General features: G+C 43.2%; 11 protein-coding genes and 1 pseudogene. 2 read left to right on the top strand and 10 right to left on the bottom strand.

Translation table 11 applies throughout. The annotated features are described in order from the left end of the window. The 7 genes and pseudogenes from ACYVUT_RS06205 to ACYVUT_RS06235 all read right to left on the bottom strand — a co-directional run bounded on the left by ACYVUT_RS06205 (position 1) and on the right by ACYVUT_RS06235 (position 14,489). Positions 1-3,114, bottom strand: a complete 3,114-nt coding sequence (locus tag ACYVUT_RS06205; protein ID WP_484501694.1) for a type III restriction-modification system endonuclease — start codon at positions 3,112-3,114, stop codon at positions 1-3. Between the two features lies 1 nt (position 3,115). After that, a complete protein-coding gene (locus ACYVUT_RS06210) occupies positions 3,116-4,990 on the bottom strand; it encodes a site-specific DNA-methyltransferase (protein WP_484501695.1) in 1,875 nt (624 codons plus the stop codon). After that, positions 4,983-5,606 (bottom strand): DUF4391 domain-containing protein, encoded by a 624-nt coding sequence (locus tag ACYVUT_RS06215; protein WP_484501696.1) that lies wholly within the window; start codon positions 5,604-5,606, stop codon positions 4,983-4,985. Before ACYVUT_RS06215 ends, ACYVUT_RS06210 begins: the two co-directional genes overlap by 8 nt. Continuing rightward, complete coding sequence (locus ACYVUT_RS06220) at positions 5,607-8,843, bottom strand: helicase-related protein (RefSeq protein WP_484501698.1); 3,237 nt, start codon at positions 8,841-8,843, stop codon at positions 5,607-5,609. It abuts the gene before it with no gap. A gap of 510 nt (positions 8,844-9,353) precedes the next feature. Beyond that, positions 9,354-11,447 (bottom strand): annotated as a pseudogene (locus tag ACYVUT_RS06225) (DUF262 domain-containing protein); the annotation flags it as partial. A gap of 209 nt (positions 11,448-11,656) precedes the next feature. Beyond that, on the bottom strand, positions 11,657-13,237 hold the full coding sequence (locus ACYVUT_RS06230; RefSeq protein ID WP_484501699.1) for an FAD-dependent oxidoreductase: 1,581 nt from the start codon (positions 13,235-13,237) through the stop codon (positions 11,657-11,659). Between the two features lie 25 nt (positions 13,238-13,262). Continuing rightward, positions 13,263-14,489, bottom strand: coding sequence for an MFS transporter (locus ACYVUT_RS06235; protein ID WP_484501700.1), 1,227 nt, complete (start codon positions 14,487-14,489; stop codon positions 13,263-13,265). Positions 14,490-14,602: 113 nt separating this feature from the next. On the opposite strand from ACYVUT_RS06235, the gene ACYVUT_RS06240 reads away from it, so the two are divergent. Further along, positions 14,603-15,514 carry a LysR family transcriptional regulator gene (locus tag ACYVUT_RS06240; RefSeq protein WP_484501701.1) on the top strand — a complete coding sequence of 304 codons (912 nt, stop codon included), beginning with the start codon at positions 14,603-14,605 and terminating at the stop codon, positions 15,512-15,514. A gap of 483 nt (positions 15,515-15,997) precedes the next feature. On the opposite strand, the gene ACYVUT_RS06245 is transcribed toward ACYVUT_RS06240, so the two are convergent. Beyond that, positions 15,998-16,540: a DNA-3-methyladenine glycosylase family protein gene (locus ACYVUT_RS06245; RefSeq protein WP_484502047.1), complete on the bottom strand. Its 543-nt coding sequence runs from the start codon at positions 16,538-16,540 to the stop codon at positions 15,998-16,000. A gap of 42 nt (positions 16,541-16,582) precedes the next feature. On the opposite strand from ACYVUT_RS06245, the gene ACYVUT_RS06250 reads away from it, so the two are divergent. Further along, complete coding sequence (locus ACYVUT_RS06250; RefSeq protein ID WP_484499678.1) at positions 16,583-17,962, top strand: IS3 family transposase; 1,380 nt, start codon at positions 16,583-16,585, stop codon at positions 17,960-17,962. A gap of 338 nt (positions 17,963-18,300) precedes the next feature. On the opposite strand, the gene ACYVUT_RS06255 is transcribed toward ACYVUT_RS06250, so the two are convergent. After that, positions 18,301-19,242 carry a hypothetical protein gene (locus ACYVUT_RS06255; protein WP_484501702.1) on the bottom strand — a complete coding sequence of 314 codons (942 nt, stop codon included), beginning with the start codon at positions 19,240-19,242 and terminating at the stop codon, positions 18,301-18,303. Beyond that, on the bottom strand, positions 19,239-20,429 hold the full coding sequence (locus ACYVUT_RS06260; protein WP_484501703.1) for a glycosyltransferase family 2 protein: 1,191 nt from the start codon (positions 20,427-20,429) through the stop codon (positions 19,239-19,241). Before ACYVUT_RS06260 ends, ACYVUT_RS06255 begins: the two co-directional genes overlap by 4 nt. Positions 20,430-20,455: the final 26 nt, after the last annotated feature.

Consider the following 20,455-nt stretch of genomic DNA (forward strand, 5'->3'; position numbering starts at 1 on the left):
CTAACTTTCCTTTTCGTTATTGTCTTCTTTATCTGGTATCTCATTCATCATATCAAGCAAACTCTTAAAGGAATCTACCTGCTCATAAATTACGTCAGCCGTTGACATTTCATTGAATAGTTTCTTTGCGCACTTAATCTTGGCTTGCTCGATTGGTCGCAAATCCATACTGCTCAACGAGCCCTTGGTTTCAGCAACAAAGTAAATATGCTTTACACTACCTTTCTTAAAGGCAATTGCCCAGTCAGGGGCATAATTGCCGACCGGAGTTGGAATCTGGAAACCGCGAGGTAATTTAGCATAAACAGCAACCTTATCATCTAAGTCCATATCCTCTGCAAATTTTCGTTCAACTGACTTTTCTGCAGACCCATCTGCAAATACATAGTCTTGAACATTCTTTTTTGCTCTGTAAGCTTTAGAAAATTCATGGTTCTTCTCAAGTGTAAAGATACTTGAATCATAACGACCTTCAGTTTCATTGTAGGTGATATCATCCACGATCATAGTTGCTTTCTGCTCATTGATCAGTTTAATTACCTTTGAAATGAATTCTTCAGGGTTATATTGATACATCTTGAATTTTGCCGGCTGTATTGTCTTCAATATTTTTACGACGGTTCTACGTGTTAAGTGAGTCCCAGCACTAACCTTACCAATCAAGTCATATTTAACTTGACTAGTTTCACCACGTGTAAGTGTATAGGTTTGACGGCTTTCAGAAACAAAGCCAGCACCTGCTTTCACACTGTCAGCAGACCACTCTTCCCCTTGTGTACCCTTTGTTACCGTATACTGGAGCGGAGCAACATACAGCTTGCTGTTAATAGAATTGATGGATTTTTCAATTAATTCCTTGCTTTCGAAGTGAACAGTATAACTATACTTGTGGTTGATTTGCTGCCACAGCTTTTGAAATTCTTCTTTATTGAAATTGTCATTCAAGTTATTCTCTGGAATCTTCGTTTTCCGGCCATCCAAAACAAAGTCATCCAAGGCATGATCATCATAGACACTTTGAACCAAGGCATGAATTTCGGGTGTTATCTCTCTCACCCCGTATTTTTCAGGTAGAGGTTTAAGAGTATTATTAGCTACATCCGTTCGGTATGTATCCGTAACGTGATCGTCATCATCAATGTAATCATTCTTTATCAGATAGTGCATAATTACATTGCTCTGTTCCTTATTGATAGTGACAACCTCATCATTATGCTTAATTTGCTTATTCTCAAAGAAGTCCAGCGTTATCTTGGTTGGACGCTCATACAAGTCGTCCTTAATTTCCTTTTGCAAGGATGAAACGAAGTCTTTGTAGCCATCGCTTGCAATGACGGTCAATTTGTTAACGTCTTGAACTTCTGCACCCAAAATATGTTCATCCATCCGATCCCCATCTTGGTTAACACAGATTCTGAGTCCACGCCCAACTTCCTGACGTTTATTAGTAGTGCTATCACCACCGTGCTTTAACGTACAAATTTGGAAGACGTTCGGATTGTCCCAACCTTCACGCAAAGCAGAGTGAGAAAAGATGAAACGAACTGGATTATCAAAAGAAAGAAGTTTCTCTTTGTCCTTTAAAATCAATTCATAGGCTGATTCATCATCACTGATATCAGAACCTCGCTTTATCTTGGAGTCAATCTTATGCCCCTTCTTATCGATACTGAAATAACCGGCATGAGTCTTCTTCACATCGATACTCTTGAGATACTTCTCATATGGTGTATCAAATAGCGTGAGATATTCGTTCAAGATAGAATTATATTCTTCCTCGAACATCTGGCCATATTCCGAGTTGACTTCATTGCCTTCGTCATCGTATTTACGATAATGTTCAACCTTATCAATAAAGAATAGTGACAAAGTCTTAATGCCTCGGTTATAGAGATCCTTCTCTTTCTCGAAGTGCGAACGTATAGTTTCGCGGATTTGAACTCGACGAATATCCTTTTCACTAGCATCCCCTTGAACTTCCCCAGTATGGATCTCAACACCGTTAGTGAAAGTAACCAGGCCATTTATAAGGTCGATATCATTGATGTGGTAGCCCTGGTACTGCTCCAATCCTTTAGAAAGGGAGTACAAGTCATCATCTACTCCGAGAATCCGAACTTCACGATTGATTGATTTATTGTATTTAATTTCAAATTCTAACCGTGCTCTTGGCGGATGATTTGGTGAAATAACAATATTCTCTAGATATAGATACCCGTCTGTCCCTCGTAGATTCTTGATGTCGAACCCCTTGACTTCGATTTTCTTAACCAACTTCTTCTTGTAAGCATCAAGTGCATCAAGAACATAAACTAAATCATGGTGTTCCTTATGCGTTGCAGAGTAGTTCAAGGTAAACAGAGGATTGAACTCTTTAAGGGATTCCTGTGTTTTCTTACCACCCATCTTTTGAGGTTCATCAAGAATGACGATTGGACGGTTAGCCTTTATAACATCAATCGGCCTACGGCTAGCAAATTCGTCTAACTCCATTCGAATCCTACGAGCATCCTTACCTCGAGCATTAAAGGCTTGTACGTTGATAATCATGACAGATAAATCTGCACGAGAACTAAAATCATCAATTTCTGTTAGATTCTTTGAGTTGTACACAAAGAAGTTAGCTCTCTTTCCGTAATCGTTCATGAAGTGATCTTCCATCATTTGAAAACTCTTCTGTACGCCCTCACGGATGGCAATGGATGGTACAACAATGATAAATTTATTCCATCCATATCGCTCATTTAACTCAAAAATGGTCTTGATGTAGACATAGGTCTTACCAGTACCAGTTTCCATCTCAACATCCAAAGAGCATGAACCCATATGTTTGGCAAGAGTTGAGGACTCTTTAATATTATTCTCTTTTTGTACCTCACGAATATTATTAAGAAGTTGCTCTGACGACAAAGCCACTGGTGCATTGGAGAAACCAGCTAGATAAGTATTATCTATTACTTCTGAATCGGAAAACTTGATCTCATACTCCTTACCAACATCACGTCGGTAACTGACAACACCCTGCTTTGGTTGACCTTTAAAAACATTAACTACGCTATTCACAGCATCTGTTTGGTATTGTTGGATCGTAAATTTAAATTTCATGTCAGCCATCTTATAGAACCTTTCTTACAGTCTCTGGACTATATGTTTCAAAGATCTGTTCAAAATTCGCAGCAACACTATCATTAGACATGCTCTTATCCCGTAGAACCGCATAAAATGGCTTCTTCTTCGCAATTTCGGTCACTGTTTCTTCGGTCACATCTTTATCAAAACAAGCAAGGAGATAACCGTCTGCAACAGAGAAAACTTTCTTGCCAGCAATATCTTGGGTCTCAATATCTGATGAAAGCAGGATACCCAAATCTAACATAACTTGAATCAATAAGTCTTCTGGCGTTCTATCTTCCTTAATGTTGTCTTCAAAGCCATCCAGCCTAAGTTGTTCAACATCTGCTGGAGCATAGTAGACATCCTTCATGTTTGATGAGTCGACTTTAAAACATCTGAAACCATAGTCGATATCAGCGTCTGTTTCTTCCTTGATTTTTTTGCCAGCACGACGGATGCGTTCTTCACCTACATCACAAATATTTTTAAAACCGGATTTATAAGCTTCACTCTTCTGATCTGTTTCTTCTTGCAATTGTACTAAAATATACTTACGCTTTCCGCCATCCTCAGCATTTAATTGCATAGCAGCTTGCGCAGTAGTTGCTGATCCAGAAAAGAAATCTACAATGATTGAATCTGTTTCAGTTGCTTGTAGAATGAGAGACTTTATGAGCGACATAGGTTTTGTATACGGAAAAAAAGATTTTCCAAAAAGGTCATACATTTGTTTCGTACCTTCAATATTCATTCCAACATCACTTAACCATGTTGATTGTGGATTTGTGGCTGAATTTAATTCAGATGCAAATCGTTTTCTCATAGGCCGCTTGGAAGTATCCTCAGGAAAAACGATTCTATTTTCTTTTATCAATTGGTTCATTGATTCCGGGATATAAGACCAGACACGATTGTAATTTGGCTTATAAACCTTTCCAGTCTTTGGATCAACCAGATCATAATATTGATTGGGACGCATATCCGCTGTCATCCCTACAGTCAGATCTCCTGGTGTCCATGGGCCTCTAGGATCACTGTCTGGATTTGAATATCCTTTATAATCTTTATCGATTCCACGTAATGCGGTGAATTTTTCCCCTTTATAAGCTAGCACATATTCATGATCTGTTGAGCACTTACTTTTATCCAGTTGAGATGATGATCGTCTCTTCCAAACAAAAGTGGCTAAAAAGCTTTGTGTTCCAAATATTTCATCACATATTTTCTTTAGATTACCGAATTCATTATCATCAATAGATATAAAGATCAAACCATCTGGAGCTAACAGATCCTTGGCGATTCTAAGTCTCGGATAAATCATATTCAGCCAGTCAGTATGGAATCGCCCGTTACTTTCACTATTTTGAACAAGACGGTTTCCTTCTTCATCAGTTTGACCACTATTATCAGCGTATTCATCAGCACTCTGGGCAAAGTCATCTTCATAAATGAAGTCATTCCCAGTATTGTAAGGAGGGTCAATATAGATCATCTTTACCTTACCGAGATATGTTTCTTGTAATAGCTTTAGAGCATCTAAATTGTCCCCTTCAATATAGATGTTTTCAGAATCAACTCCTCCAGGTGTACCATCTCGACCAACTGACTTTTCTTTTTCTAAACGTAAAGTTTTGGAAATTGGAGCATTCGCCATAACCATAGACTTACGTTTATCTGGCCACGTAAATTGGTATCGTTCCTGGCCATCATCGATAACCTTAGTATTGATTTCTTGCATCAATACATCCTTATCAATTGCACGAATAATATTGCCATCCTCATCCCTTGTTTCAGTTATTGCATCTGGAAATAGTGCAGCTAACTTTTTATAGTTTTGCTCCGCTATATCTGGCGTATGCATCTTCAGCTTATCCACGTTCTAATACCTCCAACTGCTCCTTATACTTTTTCAAATCTTGATAAAGAGCAAATTTCTTCTTTGGCTGGGTCTCTCCCCAGGCAGCTTTCTCTAATTTCTTAATTTGTGTTTGCAACTGCTTTATTTCGGCAAGTCTGTTCAGCTGATCATCAAGACTCATATTTGAATTGCTCTGAGCATCTGGTCCAATTGCTATCTGTCGGACTAAACTACTCCAGATATCCTCCAGATTATCGCCAGAAAGGTGGAGCTCGATCTTTCCTTCCGGCATCCACTCAGTCAAATAGAGCTTCTGATAGTAAACAGCTAGTTGCCTCTGATCTTCATAGCTCATCAGAAAGACAAGTTTATGCGGGTTGGCTTTTGCTATTGCTTCAATAATCCTTTGGTCGTAGTCCTGCTTCTTAAGCTCAATAGACAGCAGTAGAATTTCTTTTATTTCCGAGTCCTTAACTAAGTTCAGATTTTCTTTAGTCAAGCTATTTTCAGCCACAATACGGCTGATGTCTGACACAAACTTGCTTTTCAGAGCTGTACTCAGTGATAAGTGTTTGTAAAATGCTTCCTTAGGGATCCGTCGGTTAGTCTTTGTGCTTTCTGGGAAATCAATCATTTATATCACCACCAAGAAGTCAATCAATTCAAAGTCATCCAAGCCAGAGAAACCACCAGATTGAAAAGTAGTGGTACCTGCAGAGAAGAAACTCTCAATGTCCTCTTCATTTTTTGCCTCGATGATCGATCCAATCGCATCTTCTAAGAGCTTTGAGACCTCTTGCATTTGACGACCATCTTTTGTTGCTCGGTTGAATTCCTTGCACAGCTCTTTATCTGGTTCATTTCTTCCTTTTGCCAGATGCCGCATCTGGTCAAGGATATCTTTCGGCTGTAAATGGTTAACCAAAATCTCTCCATCCATATCTACGTAGACCATGTAGAACGGATGAAGGCGGTTCCTGTCTTTGATATTTATTTTCTTGTTCACATTCTTTAGTACAAAGATCACCCCAGGCTTATCACCATGAACAACGGCATGAATACCAAGAGGCAAACGGTCTAGATCCTTGTGTTCTTTCATGTAAGCAAGTAAGTCCATCCGGAAGTCGTTTAGCCCTAGATCCGTAATTGAGATACCTTCGTTCATGTCCTCCAGATCGACTACTTCTTCTTGCAAACGCTTCAACTGGGCTTTTCTGTAATTCAGATCTCCCTTCTCTTCTGGGTTGATTAGGTCGTCATCCCCTGTTGAGGTCATTACGGAGATCTTCATTCTGGTCTCAACACGATCTTTAAGATTGATGTATTCGTCAAGTGTCAGATCAGGCCAGAAGTTGACCAACTGAATAACCTTGTTCTTGCTGCCAATTCGGTCAATTCGGCCGAAACGCTGGATAATCCGCACAGGGTTCCAGTGAATGTCATAGTTGATGCAGAAATCACAGTCCTGCAAATTCTGGCCTTCAGAAATACAGTCGGTCGCGATTAAGATGTCAATATTCTTGTCAGTATCTTCCGGGTAGACAACATTCCTGTCCTTAGACATCGGTGAAAAGCAGGTCAAGATATGGTTCATCTCTGCTCTAAAATTCGGAATAGTTGTCTTTCCTTCGATGCTCCCAGTCACCAGAGCAGTATTCAACCCAATTTCCTTAGCACGAGGAGCAATGTTCTCATACAAATATTCAGCAGTGTTTGCGAAGGCAGTGAAGATCAGAATTTTCTTATTTCCTGGATTGATAGGGTGCTCTTCTTTATTACGGATAACTTCAAATAATTGGTTGAGCTTAAAATCATATTCTGGAGAGATGTCTTCGGTCATATGAATTAAGGTGTCCAATACATCTATATCAGCTTTGATTTCACGCTGCCAAGAAACAAAATCCATGTCCCGCAAATCAATCTGAACCTTTTTACCTACTGTGAAGATATCAGTATTTTGATCATCTTCATCAAAGTCAGTGGCCGCGTTTGATAAGTCAGTTAATTCATTAAGCTTTCCTTTGCCGTCTTTTTGGAAACGATCAATTGCATCTGAAGTGTCACACATGTATGCATATATCTTTTGCACGGTAAGCAAGAATGAGTGGACTGAGCTTTCCATTCTTTTCAGAAGGTTAATACTCATCAAACGTTGAATCCCAGATTCACGACCAACTCTGAATTTCTCAGTTTCTCTTTCAGAAACGTACTTTGACAGCCGGCTTGGCAAAATATATTTCGTTGGTGTGTAGATAGCCAGATTTAGCTGGTTTAAACACTCATACACGTCTTTGTAATTAATTGCTCCAGGCTTATCAGTTAACTTAGGGTAAAGGCTGATTGGCTTTAATCGTTTAGGAAATGTGCCAATTTCAGTAGTGTCATAGTAATTTTGGATGTGATGCCGAGACCGCGCGATCGTGACAGCATCTAAAACTTCAAAGAAGTCAAAATCCAGTTCTCTCAATAAGTTCTTTGTAGTCCGCTCCTCTTCAGGCCGCTTGCACCAAGCATTGTAGACAGTCTGAGCTCTACGAAAGATCGTGTCGATGTCCGATTCGGTATTGAGCTTCTCGTTAATCTCATCTGGTACGCCTTCATAAGCCAAGGCAAGTTGATTTCTAAGATCATTGAAGCGATTGTTTACGGGAGTCGCTGATAACATCAAAACTTTGGTGTTAACCCCGGCTCTAATAATTCGATTCATCAGACGCATATACCGGTTTTCTTTCTCGCCGCCATGTGTGTTGGTCCCGTTACCATTTCGGAAATTGTGACTTTCATCAATTACTACTAGGTCGTAGTTTCCCCAATTGATTTGTTCAATTGGTAAACCTGTCGCTGTTTTACCATGATCTCTTGAGAGGTCAGTGTGATAAAGGACATCGTATCGGAAACGATCTTTATAGAGCGGGTTATTAACCAGATTTCCCTTGTAGGTCATCCAGTTTTCTGACAGCTTCTTCGGGCACAAGACTAATACGCTCTTATTGCGCCCTTCGTAGTACTTGATTACTGCTAGTGCAGTGAATGTTTTACCCAAACCGACACTGTCGGCCAAAATGCAGCCATTGTATTGCTCCAGTTTGTTGATGATCCCTAGAGCTGCATCTTTTTGGAAGTTATAGAGTTTGTTCCAGATTACGCTGTTTTTGAACCCAGTTGCTTCGTTTGGCAGCACATCTTCAGACACGTCTGCCAGAAACTCACTAAAGACGTTGTAGAGAGTCATAAAGTAAATCAGCTCTGGAGAGTTCTCTTGATAGACTGACGAGATTTTATCGATAATTTCGTCAGTTACATCTACCATTTTTTCTTTGTCCTGCCAAATTGATTCAAACGTATTTAAGAAGGCATGACTAGCTGGATTATCGAGCCTCGTAGTTATGTTGGTCATAGTGTTGCCACGCTCACATCCCAATCCAACAGTCGTGAATTCATTAAACGGCATGTAAGTGTAGGTATTCTCGGAATTTTCTACCGTTAAAAATTGGTTTATACTCTCATCTGTCGTATTGGTTAGAAAACGAGCTTTGTGCCGAATCCAGTTGGCACACTCTTTGGCAATTGCCTTCTGTTTAAGTTCATTTCTTAAGCGAACTTCAAACTCAGTACCATACAAACTCTTTTCTCGAGTAATCCGCGGAATGTAGAACTCACGACGCTCTTTTGGCATTTGATCAGGTACGAACGTTGGTGAAGTAAAAATGAAGCGAAACTCAGAGCATTTTTCCAATTCATCTTTTAAGGCTTGGTAGGCATAAATCGAGAAGCAGGCTGCAGCAACAGAAACTTTGCTGTTAGTTTTAATCTGCTTCTTCAAGTCGTCTCTCACTACCTCAGTTGTGTTATTAAAGGTTTCTACTCCCACGACTTACACCCCCATTTCTGCATGCCAAAAAGCGGATGACAAACCATCCGCTCTCGTATTGCAAACAAAAAGGATCCACCTATCCCCAAAAGGGCAGATGAATCCAGTGTAAATTGCTTGACAAATAGACGAAGACTTAAATAATCTCCGTTGAGTTGAGTTGAGTTGAGTTGAGTTGAGTTGAGTTGAGTTGAGTTGAGTTGAGTTGAGTTGAGTTGAGTTGAGTTGAGTTGAGTTGAGTTGAGTTGAGTTGAGTTGAGTTGAGTTGAGTTGAGTTGAGTTGAGTTCATTTTTAACCAATCACATCCATAGAATAAAAATGGAGCCAAATTGGCCCCATTTTTTGGATAATCTATTCATCGTTATGAAGTATTCAGTCTTATGAGGTACTAAAAATGGTATTATAATACCTTCTATTTTATTAGAAAAAACACAAAGAATAAAGGCCTACAGCTGAAATACCGTATACGATAACGACACTCCATAACAAGTATAGAAGCTCTTTCGACCTTATTCCTTCTTCCCAGACACAACCTCAATCTGCAACTCGCTCTGGTCAATGCCATAGAAGTCAAACAAGTCTCTTAACTTGTGGATTTTGTTCCAGTTATCAGTGCTCGTGTACAGGTAAACACCGTCAGCGACTTGGCTAAAGCCGTTTTCTGGGTGGTCAATCAGTACTTTTTCAAGTTTAGTTCGATCGCCTGCAATTAGTTGGCGCATAGGGGCAGGATCAAGCTCATAGAGTGCCCGCACAACTCCGATATACATCTCTTTCCAAGTACGCTTAGGCAGCTTGTAAGGTGTGTTCATCAGACTGTAGGACGCGATCTTCACGTTAGCGTAGTTGTTATCGTCATCAAGTCCATAAACTTCATTTTCGACAACCTTCGGCTGAAAATTACTGCTTGGCATTGGCCAGAGCTTCAAAGCTGTCTGCTTCAACAGTTCACTGCGTTCTATCAATTCCTTTTCAGTCCACTGGTCGCATCCCTTAACAAAATCGTTCAGTCTAAACCCACTATGATCAAACCCGTTCTCTGCCGTCTTTTTCTCGTAAAAACTCTTGTTGCTGTAGCTCGAATTATAGGCCGTCAAAGTCAAGTTGGCGAGACGGTTGTCCCAACGGTCATAAATCGCTTGATAATCATCCCCAAGCTCTTTCTTCCACGCACTGGACAACGTTTGCGGCATAATATGCTCAATCGTAAATCGATTGTTCTGCATCCCGCTAATGACATTGACTCTTTCAAGTGAATCTTGGTTCTCTAAGCGATCAAAGATGTAATACTTGGTCTGCTGCCGCATGTTGTAGGCATCCCTAGTCTCAATGCTCTCCGCAAATTCATCATCTGTCGGGAAGTGTGAGACTTCTGCTTTAGACAGAAGCAAGTAATTGATGATGTCAACATAGTTGTCTGACTGGTCAACGTACTTAAGGGAGTCGCTGAACAGGGTCGCAAATAGCTTGTTCAATGAATTGTTCTGCATCCCGCAAATTAGTCGTCTGAAAATGTACGATTCAATACTCCCCAAAACAGCGGCAACTTCATCAGCGTTGACTTTACCTTCTTGCCAGTAGTCAAAAAGCGGCAGAATAAACGGTCTGGTAACACTCACTTCCAAGACAGCCAAACGCTTAAGCAACACGTTTACCTTCTCACTTGGACTTTGCGACTTTCTGATCTGTTTCTCGTAACCCGCATACTTGAGCAAATCCTGCAAAACAGCTTCCGTGGTCATCTTTTTCTGCTCAATGAAACGCTTAAAGACCAGATAGACCTTGCCCATTGCAGGTACCTTTTTGAGCTTGAAGGTTAAGTAGTTACGGATAAACTCTGAAACGTGATACTCGTTGCCTTCTTCCGTATCAAGTTCGATCGGATGCCAATACTTGTTATAGAATTCTTCCTGCTGGTCGGCTGGAAGATTCATCAAGACAAAGTTTCTAATTTTATCGGCTTCGGTCAAATCAACACCGGTGGAGTTCAAGCTTTCAAAAATCAGCTGGGCATCATCTTCCCCTTGTCTGAGTGAAATATCAATTACAATAAGCCGCTGAATTGCATCCCAAAGCTCATCAACCGTGATTCTTTGTTTTAATATCTCATCTTGGAAGAATTTGAAGTTGGTCGTCTGATTAGACTCTTTTACATAGTCTGATTCCGGTCCGAATAGTTTTATCAAGGCTTTTGCATCATGCTTGACCGGCTGCAATTTATAATGGTCCATATTCTCTTTGTCTTTCACATGCCGACATATCAAATAGTCTTCTTCGATTTCTTCAGCAACCAAGTCAGGATCTTTCGCTTCAATTTGGTCACCTTCTAAAAGCTTAACCATAGCCAAGATAAGAAGATACACAGTAGTTAAACGCTGTTGACCATCGATAATCTGAAGTCTACTGCTATAATCCCCTCCAATTTCGACTATACTGCCAAAGAAGTGGGTATCCCTGTGCTCTTTAACCATATTAACTAAGTCATCAAACAACTGCTGGCAGTTTGGAACCTTCCAATCATAATTTCGTTGATACACCGGAATTTGCAACTTGGTCTTTGAGCCGTCAAACATCTCATAAATTGGTATCGCAGTACCCTTCATTTTTTCCTTCCTCACGTTCCATGTAGATACTTATATGATAGCATTTTGCGACTTCCTTCGTTTCCTTTAATCACCACCAAAACACACTCTCAAAGCAATTATCATAAGACTGGTAACCCCACTCAATCTTTTTTCTCGTTTTTATTCAAAGCAAAAAATCCCCCTAAGTCAAACTTAGAGGGATTCATCATCAGAAATTTGTAAAAGCCTTAAAAGTGTTCAACGCTGCTATGACTGGCGGAACTGCTTACATCTGCCTTCACCGGAGTAGCCTTTTTCACAACTTGCCGCTCCTCACCAGCCGCGATCTGTCCAGCCAAGCGACCAAAAGTCTGCGCGTGACTGACCGTCAAGCCCGGGACATGGTCTGGGTATGCCCCAAAGAAGAAACCGCCTGAGCAGTTGCCGGCCGCGTACAAGCCAGGAATAACTTCCCCGTCTTCACGCAGAACCTGCATCTTGGTGTTGACCCGCAAGCCGTCAAGGGTTGCTAGCAAACGGCCGCCAAGCATCGCGCCGTAGTATGGACCTTGATCAAGCGACAGCATCCGGTAGCTTTCCTTGCCGAAGTCTTCGTCTTTGCCTTGGTGGCAAAGGTCATTGTAGCGTGCGACCGTCTTTTTCAAGGTTTCAACTGGCAAGTTCAATTTCTCTGCCAGCTCTTCAACCGTGTCAGCCTTCTTGACCAGGCCTTCTGCCAGCCGGTCCTCTACTTCTTGGCGGGCTTCTTCAGCTGTATAGATGCCTGGGAAGCCCAAGCGGGAACATCCAAGCGTATGAACTGACTTCAAATGCTCGTCATCCATGGTCTCTTCATTCCAGATCATTGCCTGCATGTAGCCTGGCTGCCGAGAAGCCGCGTTCATGGCAAACTGGTACGGCGCGCTTTCATTGTAGAAACGCTCACCCCGTAAGTTGACCCGCAAGAATGGGTAGCTGCCCAACCACAAGTAGCCTGGGTCGTTTGGCGGGGTCAGATCGACTTCATAGAAGTCCTTGGCATTGGTCCCGACCGGTACAGCAGCCCGGTTGAAGACAATCGATGCTGGGCTTTCATCCTTGGCTGCCCCAACTTCCATGGCTGCCACAATCCCTGAACCGTCGTCTCTTTGACTGTCCGTGTACATGTTAGTCTTTAGGCCCAATGGATTCCACTTTTCCATCAAGGCCTTGTTTGACCCATAACCCCCCGTACAAATGATGACATTTTTGGCAAAAATCATGTAGCTTTGCTTTTGCTTGACATCCTCAACAACTGCGCCAATAACCTTGCCATTTTCCATAAGCAAGTGCTGCAGCTTAGTCTGCCAGCGGATTTCCGCCCCATTTTCTTCTGCCTTGTCCAAAACCCATTGCCCATAGCCCATTTGCCAGTATTCTCCATCAGGTCGGGTTACCTCATTGCCTGTTGGAAAGGCCTTGTTCATTGGCGTTTCATAGTGGGCATCAGCTTCTGCCAGCAAGTAGGCACCATGTGGCCGCAAGATTTCTTCATCCAGCCAGTCAACCGTTTCACTGCTCTTGTCTGCCCAAGTGTTTAGCAATTGCTGGTCTGCATTGTCTTGGGCAAATTCCATCAAAAAGTTTATCAATTCATTACGGTCAATCTTGATCCCAGCCTCCTGCTGAACTTTGCTGCTCAGTGAGGCAATCGTCTCCCGGTACAGGTAAGCCGTGCTGCCTGCCTTATCAATTATCAAAACGCTCGCGCCTCTTTCAGCAGCTGCTGCCGCCGCGAAACCACCAGCATTGCTGGCCCCAACCACCAATACGTCATATACTTTTTCCATTTTTATATACCTGCTTATCTATTTTTTAACTTTTTTCAAAATGCTTCTTGCCGCTGATGGCAATCAAAAGCATTGCTACAATCGTTAAGATCCCAAAGAAGATGAAAACAGCGTTGAAGCCGCCAAACTTTTCCGCGATCATGTTGTTTACCGGCATCGCGAAAGCCCCAATAATAAAGGAAACCGTCCCAACCATGGAGAAACCTTTGGCAAAGGCCCTTGGTCCAAACACAGTCTGCGACAGAGCTGTAATCCCTGTACCCAGGAAAACATAGATGATGTCATTAACCCCGGCTGCAAAGATGGCCAAGCCTGCTGAGTGGGCGTTCGTTGCCAACACCAGCAAGATCAAAGACAAAAGGCCGACAATCATCCAGCCGATGCTGGCTTTTTCCGCACCAAACTTGTCATCCGTCATCCCAACCAAGGGATTGAGGAAGATGTCAAAGACCATAGCAGCGGTTACCATGAAGCTGCCAACCGTTGCCGGGAAGCCGACAGCCCCGGCATAAGTCGGAAACATCTGGTTGGCTACCGACGGGAATTGCAACACGCACATCAACAAGGTCACGATCCAAAAGGCTGAACTGTGCAAAATTGCGCTGCTTGAAACTTCTTTTACATCATGTTCCTGAACTACCGCCTTTTTCCCATACGCCTTAGTCCCGGCTTGTTCCGGCGTGAACTTGATCAAAAAGGCACATGGAATGCTCAAGACCCCGACAATGACTGCCAACAGGTTCAAGGCATTCTTCCAGCCCATATCACCAATCCAAGTCGATAGAAGCGGGCTCATGATTCCCTGGAAGACTGAGGTGATCGCCCAGCACAAGCCAGTCGCCAAACCGACTTTTTCATTGAACCAGTTGTCAATCAAAATTCCGACTGGCACGAAGTTCATAAAGGAAATACAGATTCCGATCACGACCGCCAAAGCCAGGAACATCCACAGCTGGCTTATGTGGCCAATCAATAAGAGGCTGACCGTAATTAAAACCGTGGCAGCAAGATAAACCAGACTGTTATTCACGCTGGCCAAAACCCTCGGCACTACCTTCATCATCACCGCCATAACCAAAACCAGAATTGTGTAGTAGTATGAGATCGTTGCTACCGACGCGTGCATTGCCGTAGCTAGCGATGGCAGAAAAGATCCCATCAACACCATGCTTGATCCTAAACAGGCAGCTGAAATCAGTCCGATCGCCCCCATGACTATCCAGGGGCGTTTATTTGCTTTTCCCGCATTCATTTACTTTGCTCCTATTTCTTTTTAATCCGTTTACATTTAGAATGATACTGGAGTTTGCGCCAGTTTGCGCAAACCGGTTAGAATATCACTATAACTGAATGGAATACTCGACAATGAATAGCACACAAATCAAATGTTTTTTGTCCTTGGGGCGAACTTTAAATTATAGTAAGACGGCTGAAGAGCTCTTTATGTCCCAGCCAGCCGTTTCTAAGAATATTAAGAAGCTGGAAAGTGAAATGGATACCAAGCTGGTAAATTTTGCCCACCATAAACTTGAATTGACCGTTAACGGGCAGTTCTTATGGAATAAGCTGTCCCTAGTAGATGCAATTATTGAAGAGACGGTTGTCAGTATTCAAAATAATGATCTCAGCGAGCAGCCAGCCTTCAACATCGGATTTACTGACATCCCCTTTGAAGACAGCTTTTTGCCCAGATTCATTGCCCTAGTCAATGAAAAGTACCATTACCGAATCAACTTGATCTTCCTTGATCCCAACGGCGAGGTAAACCTTCTTGAAAGCTTGAGGAACAAAACCATAGACTTACTGCTTTTTCAAGGTGATCTGTTTGTCAAAGACAAGGAACTGGCCAGCTCACCTTTATTGAGTGGAGGCTTCTCCGTGGCTGTTTCCAAGCAAAATCCCCTGGCCGGTCAAGAACGCCTGTCTCTAAAGGAACTCTCCGGTCAGCGGATCCTACTCTGGAATGGAAATGACTTGATCCCCTCGATCAATGAACTGAAATATAAGATCAACGAAGAATACCCATATTTAAATGTCACCGACAGCTATGACACGGCAATTTTATCAATATACGCTGGAGCGAACGTGGCCGTTGGCATCGTGCCTAGCATCCTTTTTAATCCCGACAGCAAGACCCTCAATTATGTCAAGCTGGATTATCCCTTGCGGATCACGTACAGCGTCGGCTATCTCCGAGAAAATAGTGCTAACAAGCAACTTCAAAATCTAATCAAGGCCCTTAAATATGCCATCAACGTGGAAAAACAGCGCTGGTAAAAAAGAAATCCAGCGATAAAAACTCTCTCTAGATGTGAAATACCCTACAATTGTTAGACACAGACATCTAACAATTGTGGGGTATTTTTAAGACCAAATATTCATCTTAACTAAAAGTACGAATTTCTTCTGATCGTCTAAACGGCGGAAGCTCGTATAAGGAATTAGTCAAAAATATATCAACCCATCGATAATTCATACATAGGTAAAAACTGCGGAGCTAAATGGCTTGGAAAGTCTAAACGTTAAGCGGGCTAGCAAGGAATACTCTGTAGACTTTAAGCTGGATTTTGTAAGGTACTATCTAAAATCCGATGAAGGAAGAAATCTGGTAGCTCCTAGGTTCAATATCAGCCCATCACAAGTTTATTCATGGGTTAAAATGTTCTCCCAATAAACTAAATTACACGACTCCTGCAAAATACAGAGGTCGTGTAATGGCAACTATTCAAATTATTCTAACACGTCTAACTATTCTATGATTCATCTGTCCGTAGCATTTTTCTGTGACACTTTTCCTGTAGAAATTGCCCAGAAATAGATGCTCGCTGTCGTCGAATATGGAGAATATAATTCTTTTTTCTGTTCAAAAAACTCCCTGCTAATCTCAGGCATCTGATAAACCATGCGCATCCCCCTAAGGACGGCCAGGTCTTTGAAGCTGATGACATCCGGCCTTTCCAAGACGTGGATCAAAAGCATCTGTGCTGTCCATTCCCCGATGCCCGGAAACTTCGTGATCTCTTTGATAAAAGCTGCATCATCCAACCTGGTTAAAGCCATCAGATCCACTGTTCCACCTGAGAGCATTTCCGCAGCATGCCTTATGTACCCAGCTCTTCGAAGCGTTGTGCCGCTCTTCTGCAATTCCTCCGGAGAGAAGCGGCAGATGTTTTCCGGCACGATAGGTGAAAACAGTTCTTGATATCGCGCCCACTCCGTTTCTGCCGCTTTTGCCGAGATCTGCTGTGAAATGATGTAAAAAATAAGTCCGGAAAAAAGATCCGGAAGCAGCTTTCTTTTGATATGACCCCCGAAATTAGGACACTAATTTCGGGGGTTATTTTCATGACTAAATACACTAAAGAAATCAAACTCGCTATTTACCACGAATGGGTAGACGATCATAGAAGAGGCACCTACCTCAGCCGAAAATATGGGATGGAGCGCGGAGGAATCCAATATTTGGTAGACTTGATCCAAAAGCATGGCGAAGACATTTTGGATCGCCCACAACAGAAATATACTGCTGATTTCAAGCTTGCTGCCATTGATAGAGTTCTGCTAGGTGGTGAAGCTCTTAGGCAGGTTTCCTTAGACTTAGGGCTTACAAATACAGGAATTCTTGCAAATTGGCTTCGCTCTTTCAAAGAAAACGGGTATACTGTCATTACCAAGAAGAAAGGTAGACCACCCAAGAATGCCCAAAAGCAAGGACAAACAACGGATCAAAGAGCTGGAAGAGCAGGTAAAGAGGCTTACAGTCGAGCTTGCATACATAAAAAAATTGGAGGCCTTAATTCAAGAACGGAAGAGCCAAGAAAAGAAAAATTAGCTCGTGCAATCACTGAATTAAGGCAAGAATTGCGGCTTAGCGTTAAGTACATTATCGACGTTATCAATGCCAACCCTGGATTGCCTCATATCTCAAGAAGTAACTACTACTACCAAATCCATAAGCCTGATAAGGATTCTGGTAACCAGAAGCTGATGGATAGAATCAAAGAGATCTTTCTTGAACACAGCCGACGCTATGGGTACCGGCGAATCTACGGACAGCTTCGCCGGGAAGGCTATGAAATCAACCATAAGAAGGTGCAGAGGCTCATGCAAAAGATGGGCTTATTCGCCATCGCAATCCGCAAGAAACGTAAATACAGCAGCTATTACGGCGTTCAAGGCAAGATCAAGCCAGACTTAATCAAGCGCAATTTTTACGCAATTATTCCAGACAGACATTGGTTTACCGACGTGACTGAATTCCATCTTAAAGATCAAAAGCTCTACCTTTCTCCAATTATCGATGGTTGTACCCAAGAAATCATCTCCTACAACATTTCTAGGCACCCAGACCTTAAGCAAGTGATGACTATGCTAGATGACGCATTTGAGAAGCACCCGGCTCTTAACGGGCTTATTTTCCACTCAGACCGTGGCTGGCAATATCAGCACCAAGCATATCAAGCCGCTCTGGCTAACAGAGGGATCGATCAGAGTATGTCCAGGTTGGGTAATTCTCTTGATGACGGCTTAATGGAGGGCTTCTTCGGCATTCTTAAGCGGGAGATGTTCTACGGCCAAGAACATAAATACAAGGACTTAAATGAGCTTGAACAAGCTATTCACAAATACATCGATTACTACAACAACGTAAGAATCAAGACAGGACGAAAAAACATGACCCCGATTGAATATCGGAATCATGTTTTAACAACCTTAACGGCGTAATACTAAATTGTCCCAATTTTGGGGGTCACATCATTTTCGGCTTTTCCATTCGTGAAATAAATGTCCCAAGCTGTGGGTCTCTGCTTTTAAGCCAAGAAATCTCCCGATCTCCGAATGGAAAAAAGTCCTCTTTCATGCCGCATCCTCCTTATTCACTTCTCCAAAACGTACTGCCTTAATTATAACCCAGCTCGACATCGTTTTCTCTATCCCCTATTTTTTCCTTTCATATCCCGACAAATCTTACCAGCTTCCAAGCCAGCAAAAACTCTCTCTAAGCAAATAGAGAGAGTTGATTTGTATTGGAGACAAAATGTATTTAAGTCAGAGCTGCCGGCTTAGAAAAAGAATGGCATCCAAGCGCAGCTGCGGAAGCAATGGTTCATTGCAAAGAATGGACGACAGCTGTAGCTGCGGTAACTGTAGTAGTGAACCCGGACAATTACAACGACAACGTAGCGTTGGCAAGTTGGAGTAGTTGGCTTAGTTGGTTCAGTCGGGGCAGTTGGAGCAGTTGGTGCTGTTGGAGCGGTTGGGGCCGTAGGTGCAGTCGGTGCTGTAGGTGCTGTTGGAGCAGTTGGAGCAGTCGGTGCTGTAGGTGCAGTTGGAGCAGTTGGAGCGGTCGGGGCAGTCGGAGCTGTTGGAGCGGTTGGAGCGGTTGGCGCAGTTTCGGCAGTACCGGCAGTACCAGCGGTACCAGCAGTACCGGCAGTGCCAGCGGTTCCGGCAGTACCAACGGTACCAGCAGTACCTGCAGTACCGGCAGTACCTGCGGTACCAGCGGTGCCAGCAGTTCCGGCAGTACCAGCAGTTGGAGCAGTAGCTGCAGTGCCAGCAGTACCAGCAGTCGGTGCAGTAGCCGCAGTTTCAGCAGTGCCTGCAGTTGGAGCGGTTGCTGCAGTTTCGGCAGTGCCGGCAATTGCAGCCGTGTCCACTAAGTCAGTTGCTAACTTTTCTGAAGTTGCCGCGTTTTCAGCCTTGCTTGCCGTATCTGCGGTCGTTGCTTCAGTTGCTTGATTTGCAGTGGTTGCTTCGCTGGCAGTCGTTGCTTCAGTTGCTTGACTTGCCGTAACAGCAGTTTCTGAACTGCTGCCAGTTGTCTGTTCGGTAGCAGTTTGAGTAGTTTGCGTGGTTTGCGCGGTCTGAACAGTTTGCGTTTGCACGGCAGTCGTGTTAGCCGTGTCGTTTACGTCATCAGCCTTAACGCTGCTGTTGCCAAAGGCAAAGAACATCCCTAAAGTGGCGCTTGCCACCATTAAAGTTGACTTCCATTTTTTCATGAGACTTTCCTCCCGATTTTTCTCTTAATTCCATGTGTTGTCTTAACCCAGTTGGTCCGTCCGCTGATTTTTTTATAAAAAGCGATCACGATCGCCGGGTAAAGCAAGTAATTATAAAAAGCAAAAGTTAACACGGTCCAGATCAAAAGCCCATATTGCTTTGTCTGGCTGGCCCGCTGGTACTGGACAATGATATACATGTTGAAAATCATGTTGACTGCCACGATCATCGCTAAGAGCCTCCAGTAGTCATCGAAATTGCTCAAGGTAAAGGCAAAAACGATCAAGCTGGCAATCCCTGTAACCAAGGTGACAAAAGGTATCAGCATGTAAAATGACATCTCAGCTTTAGCTGGCAGGTTGATCCGGTGACTCTTTAAAACTCTCGGCCAGTAGCCAAAGAGGCAGTCAAGCCCTCCTTGCGTCCATCTGGCCCGCTGCTTGATAAAGGGGCGGGGCTTGTCGATGGCTTCTTGATAAACCACCGCATCCCCGGCATATAAAGTCTTCTTCCCCTCTAGCAAAAAGCGGGTACTGAACTCAAAATCCTCCAGCAAGGCGTTGCCCCATGGCCGCTGGGCCGTCACCGAGGATACCCGGATAAACTGGCCATTGCCTGATGCCGCCGCGTTGCCCAAGCGGTTTCTGGTGTTCTGAATCCAGTCGTTGATGACCGTGAACTCAATGTCCTGCATGATCTGCAGCCAATTTCTGGTCTCCAGCATCCCTACCCTGGTCTGGAGCAGGTCCAGTTTTTCATCCTGGGCAAAATATTGGATGACCTTCTGGTAGCTTTCTTCTGCCATGTAGGCATCCGCATCCAAAACGCCGCAGATCAAATGGTCCGGGTCGCTATTGTCCATAACGACTTGCTGGTAGGCCAAGTTAAGAGCATTGCCCTTGCCTGTCTGGGCCTGGGGCAGCTGCCGTTGCAGAAGCTGGATTTTCCCGCCAGCCTGCTTGCTAAAGCTTTTAACCAAGTAGGCCGTGTCGTCACTGGACGCATCATCGATGATGACCATTTTTACATTGGGTAAATTCGCCGTTTCCCTTAAAAACAGGCGCATGGTCTGCTCGATGATGCCTTCTTCATTCATGGCCGGAACCAGCAAGACCAGCTGGTAGCCCTTAGCCAATAAGGGATCAAGCTCAATTGACTTGCCGTTTTGCCCCGCGGCCAGAAGCAAGAAGACCCAGAGGACATAAATGATTA

It is taken from the genome of Lactobacillus sp. WILCCON 0059 (assembly GCF_057197985.1).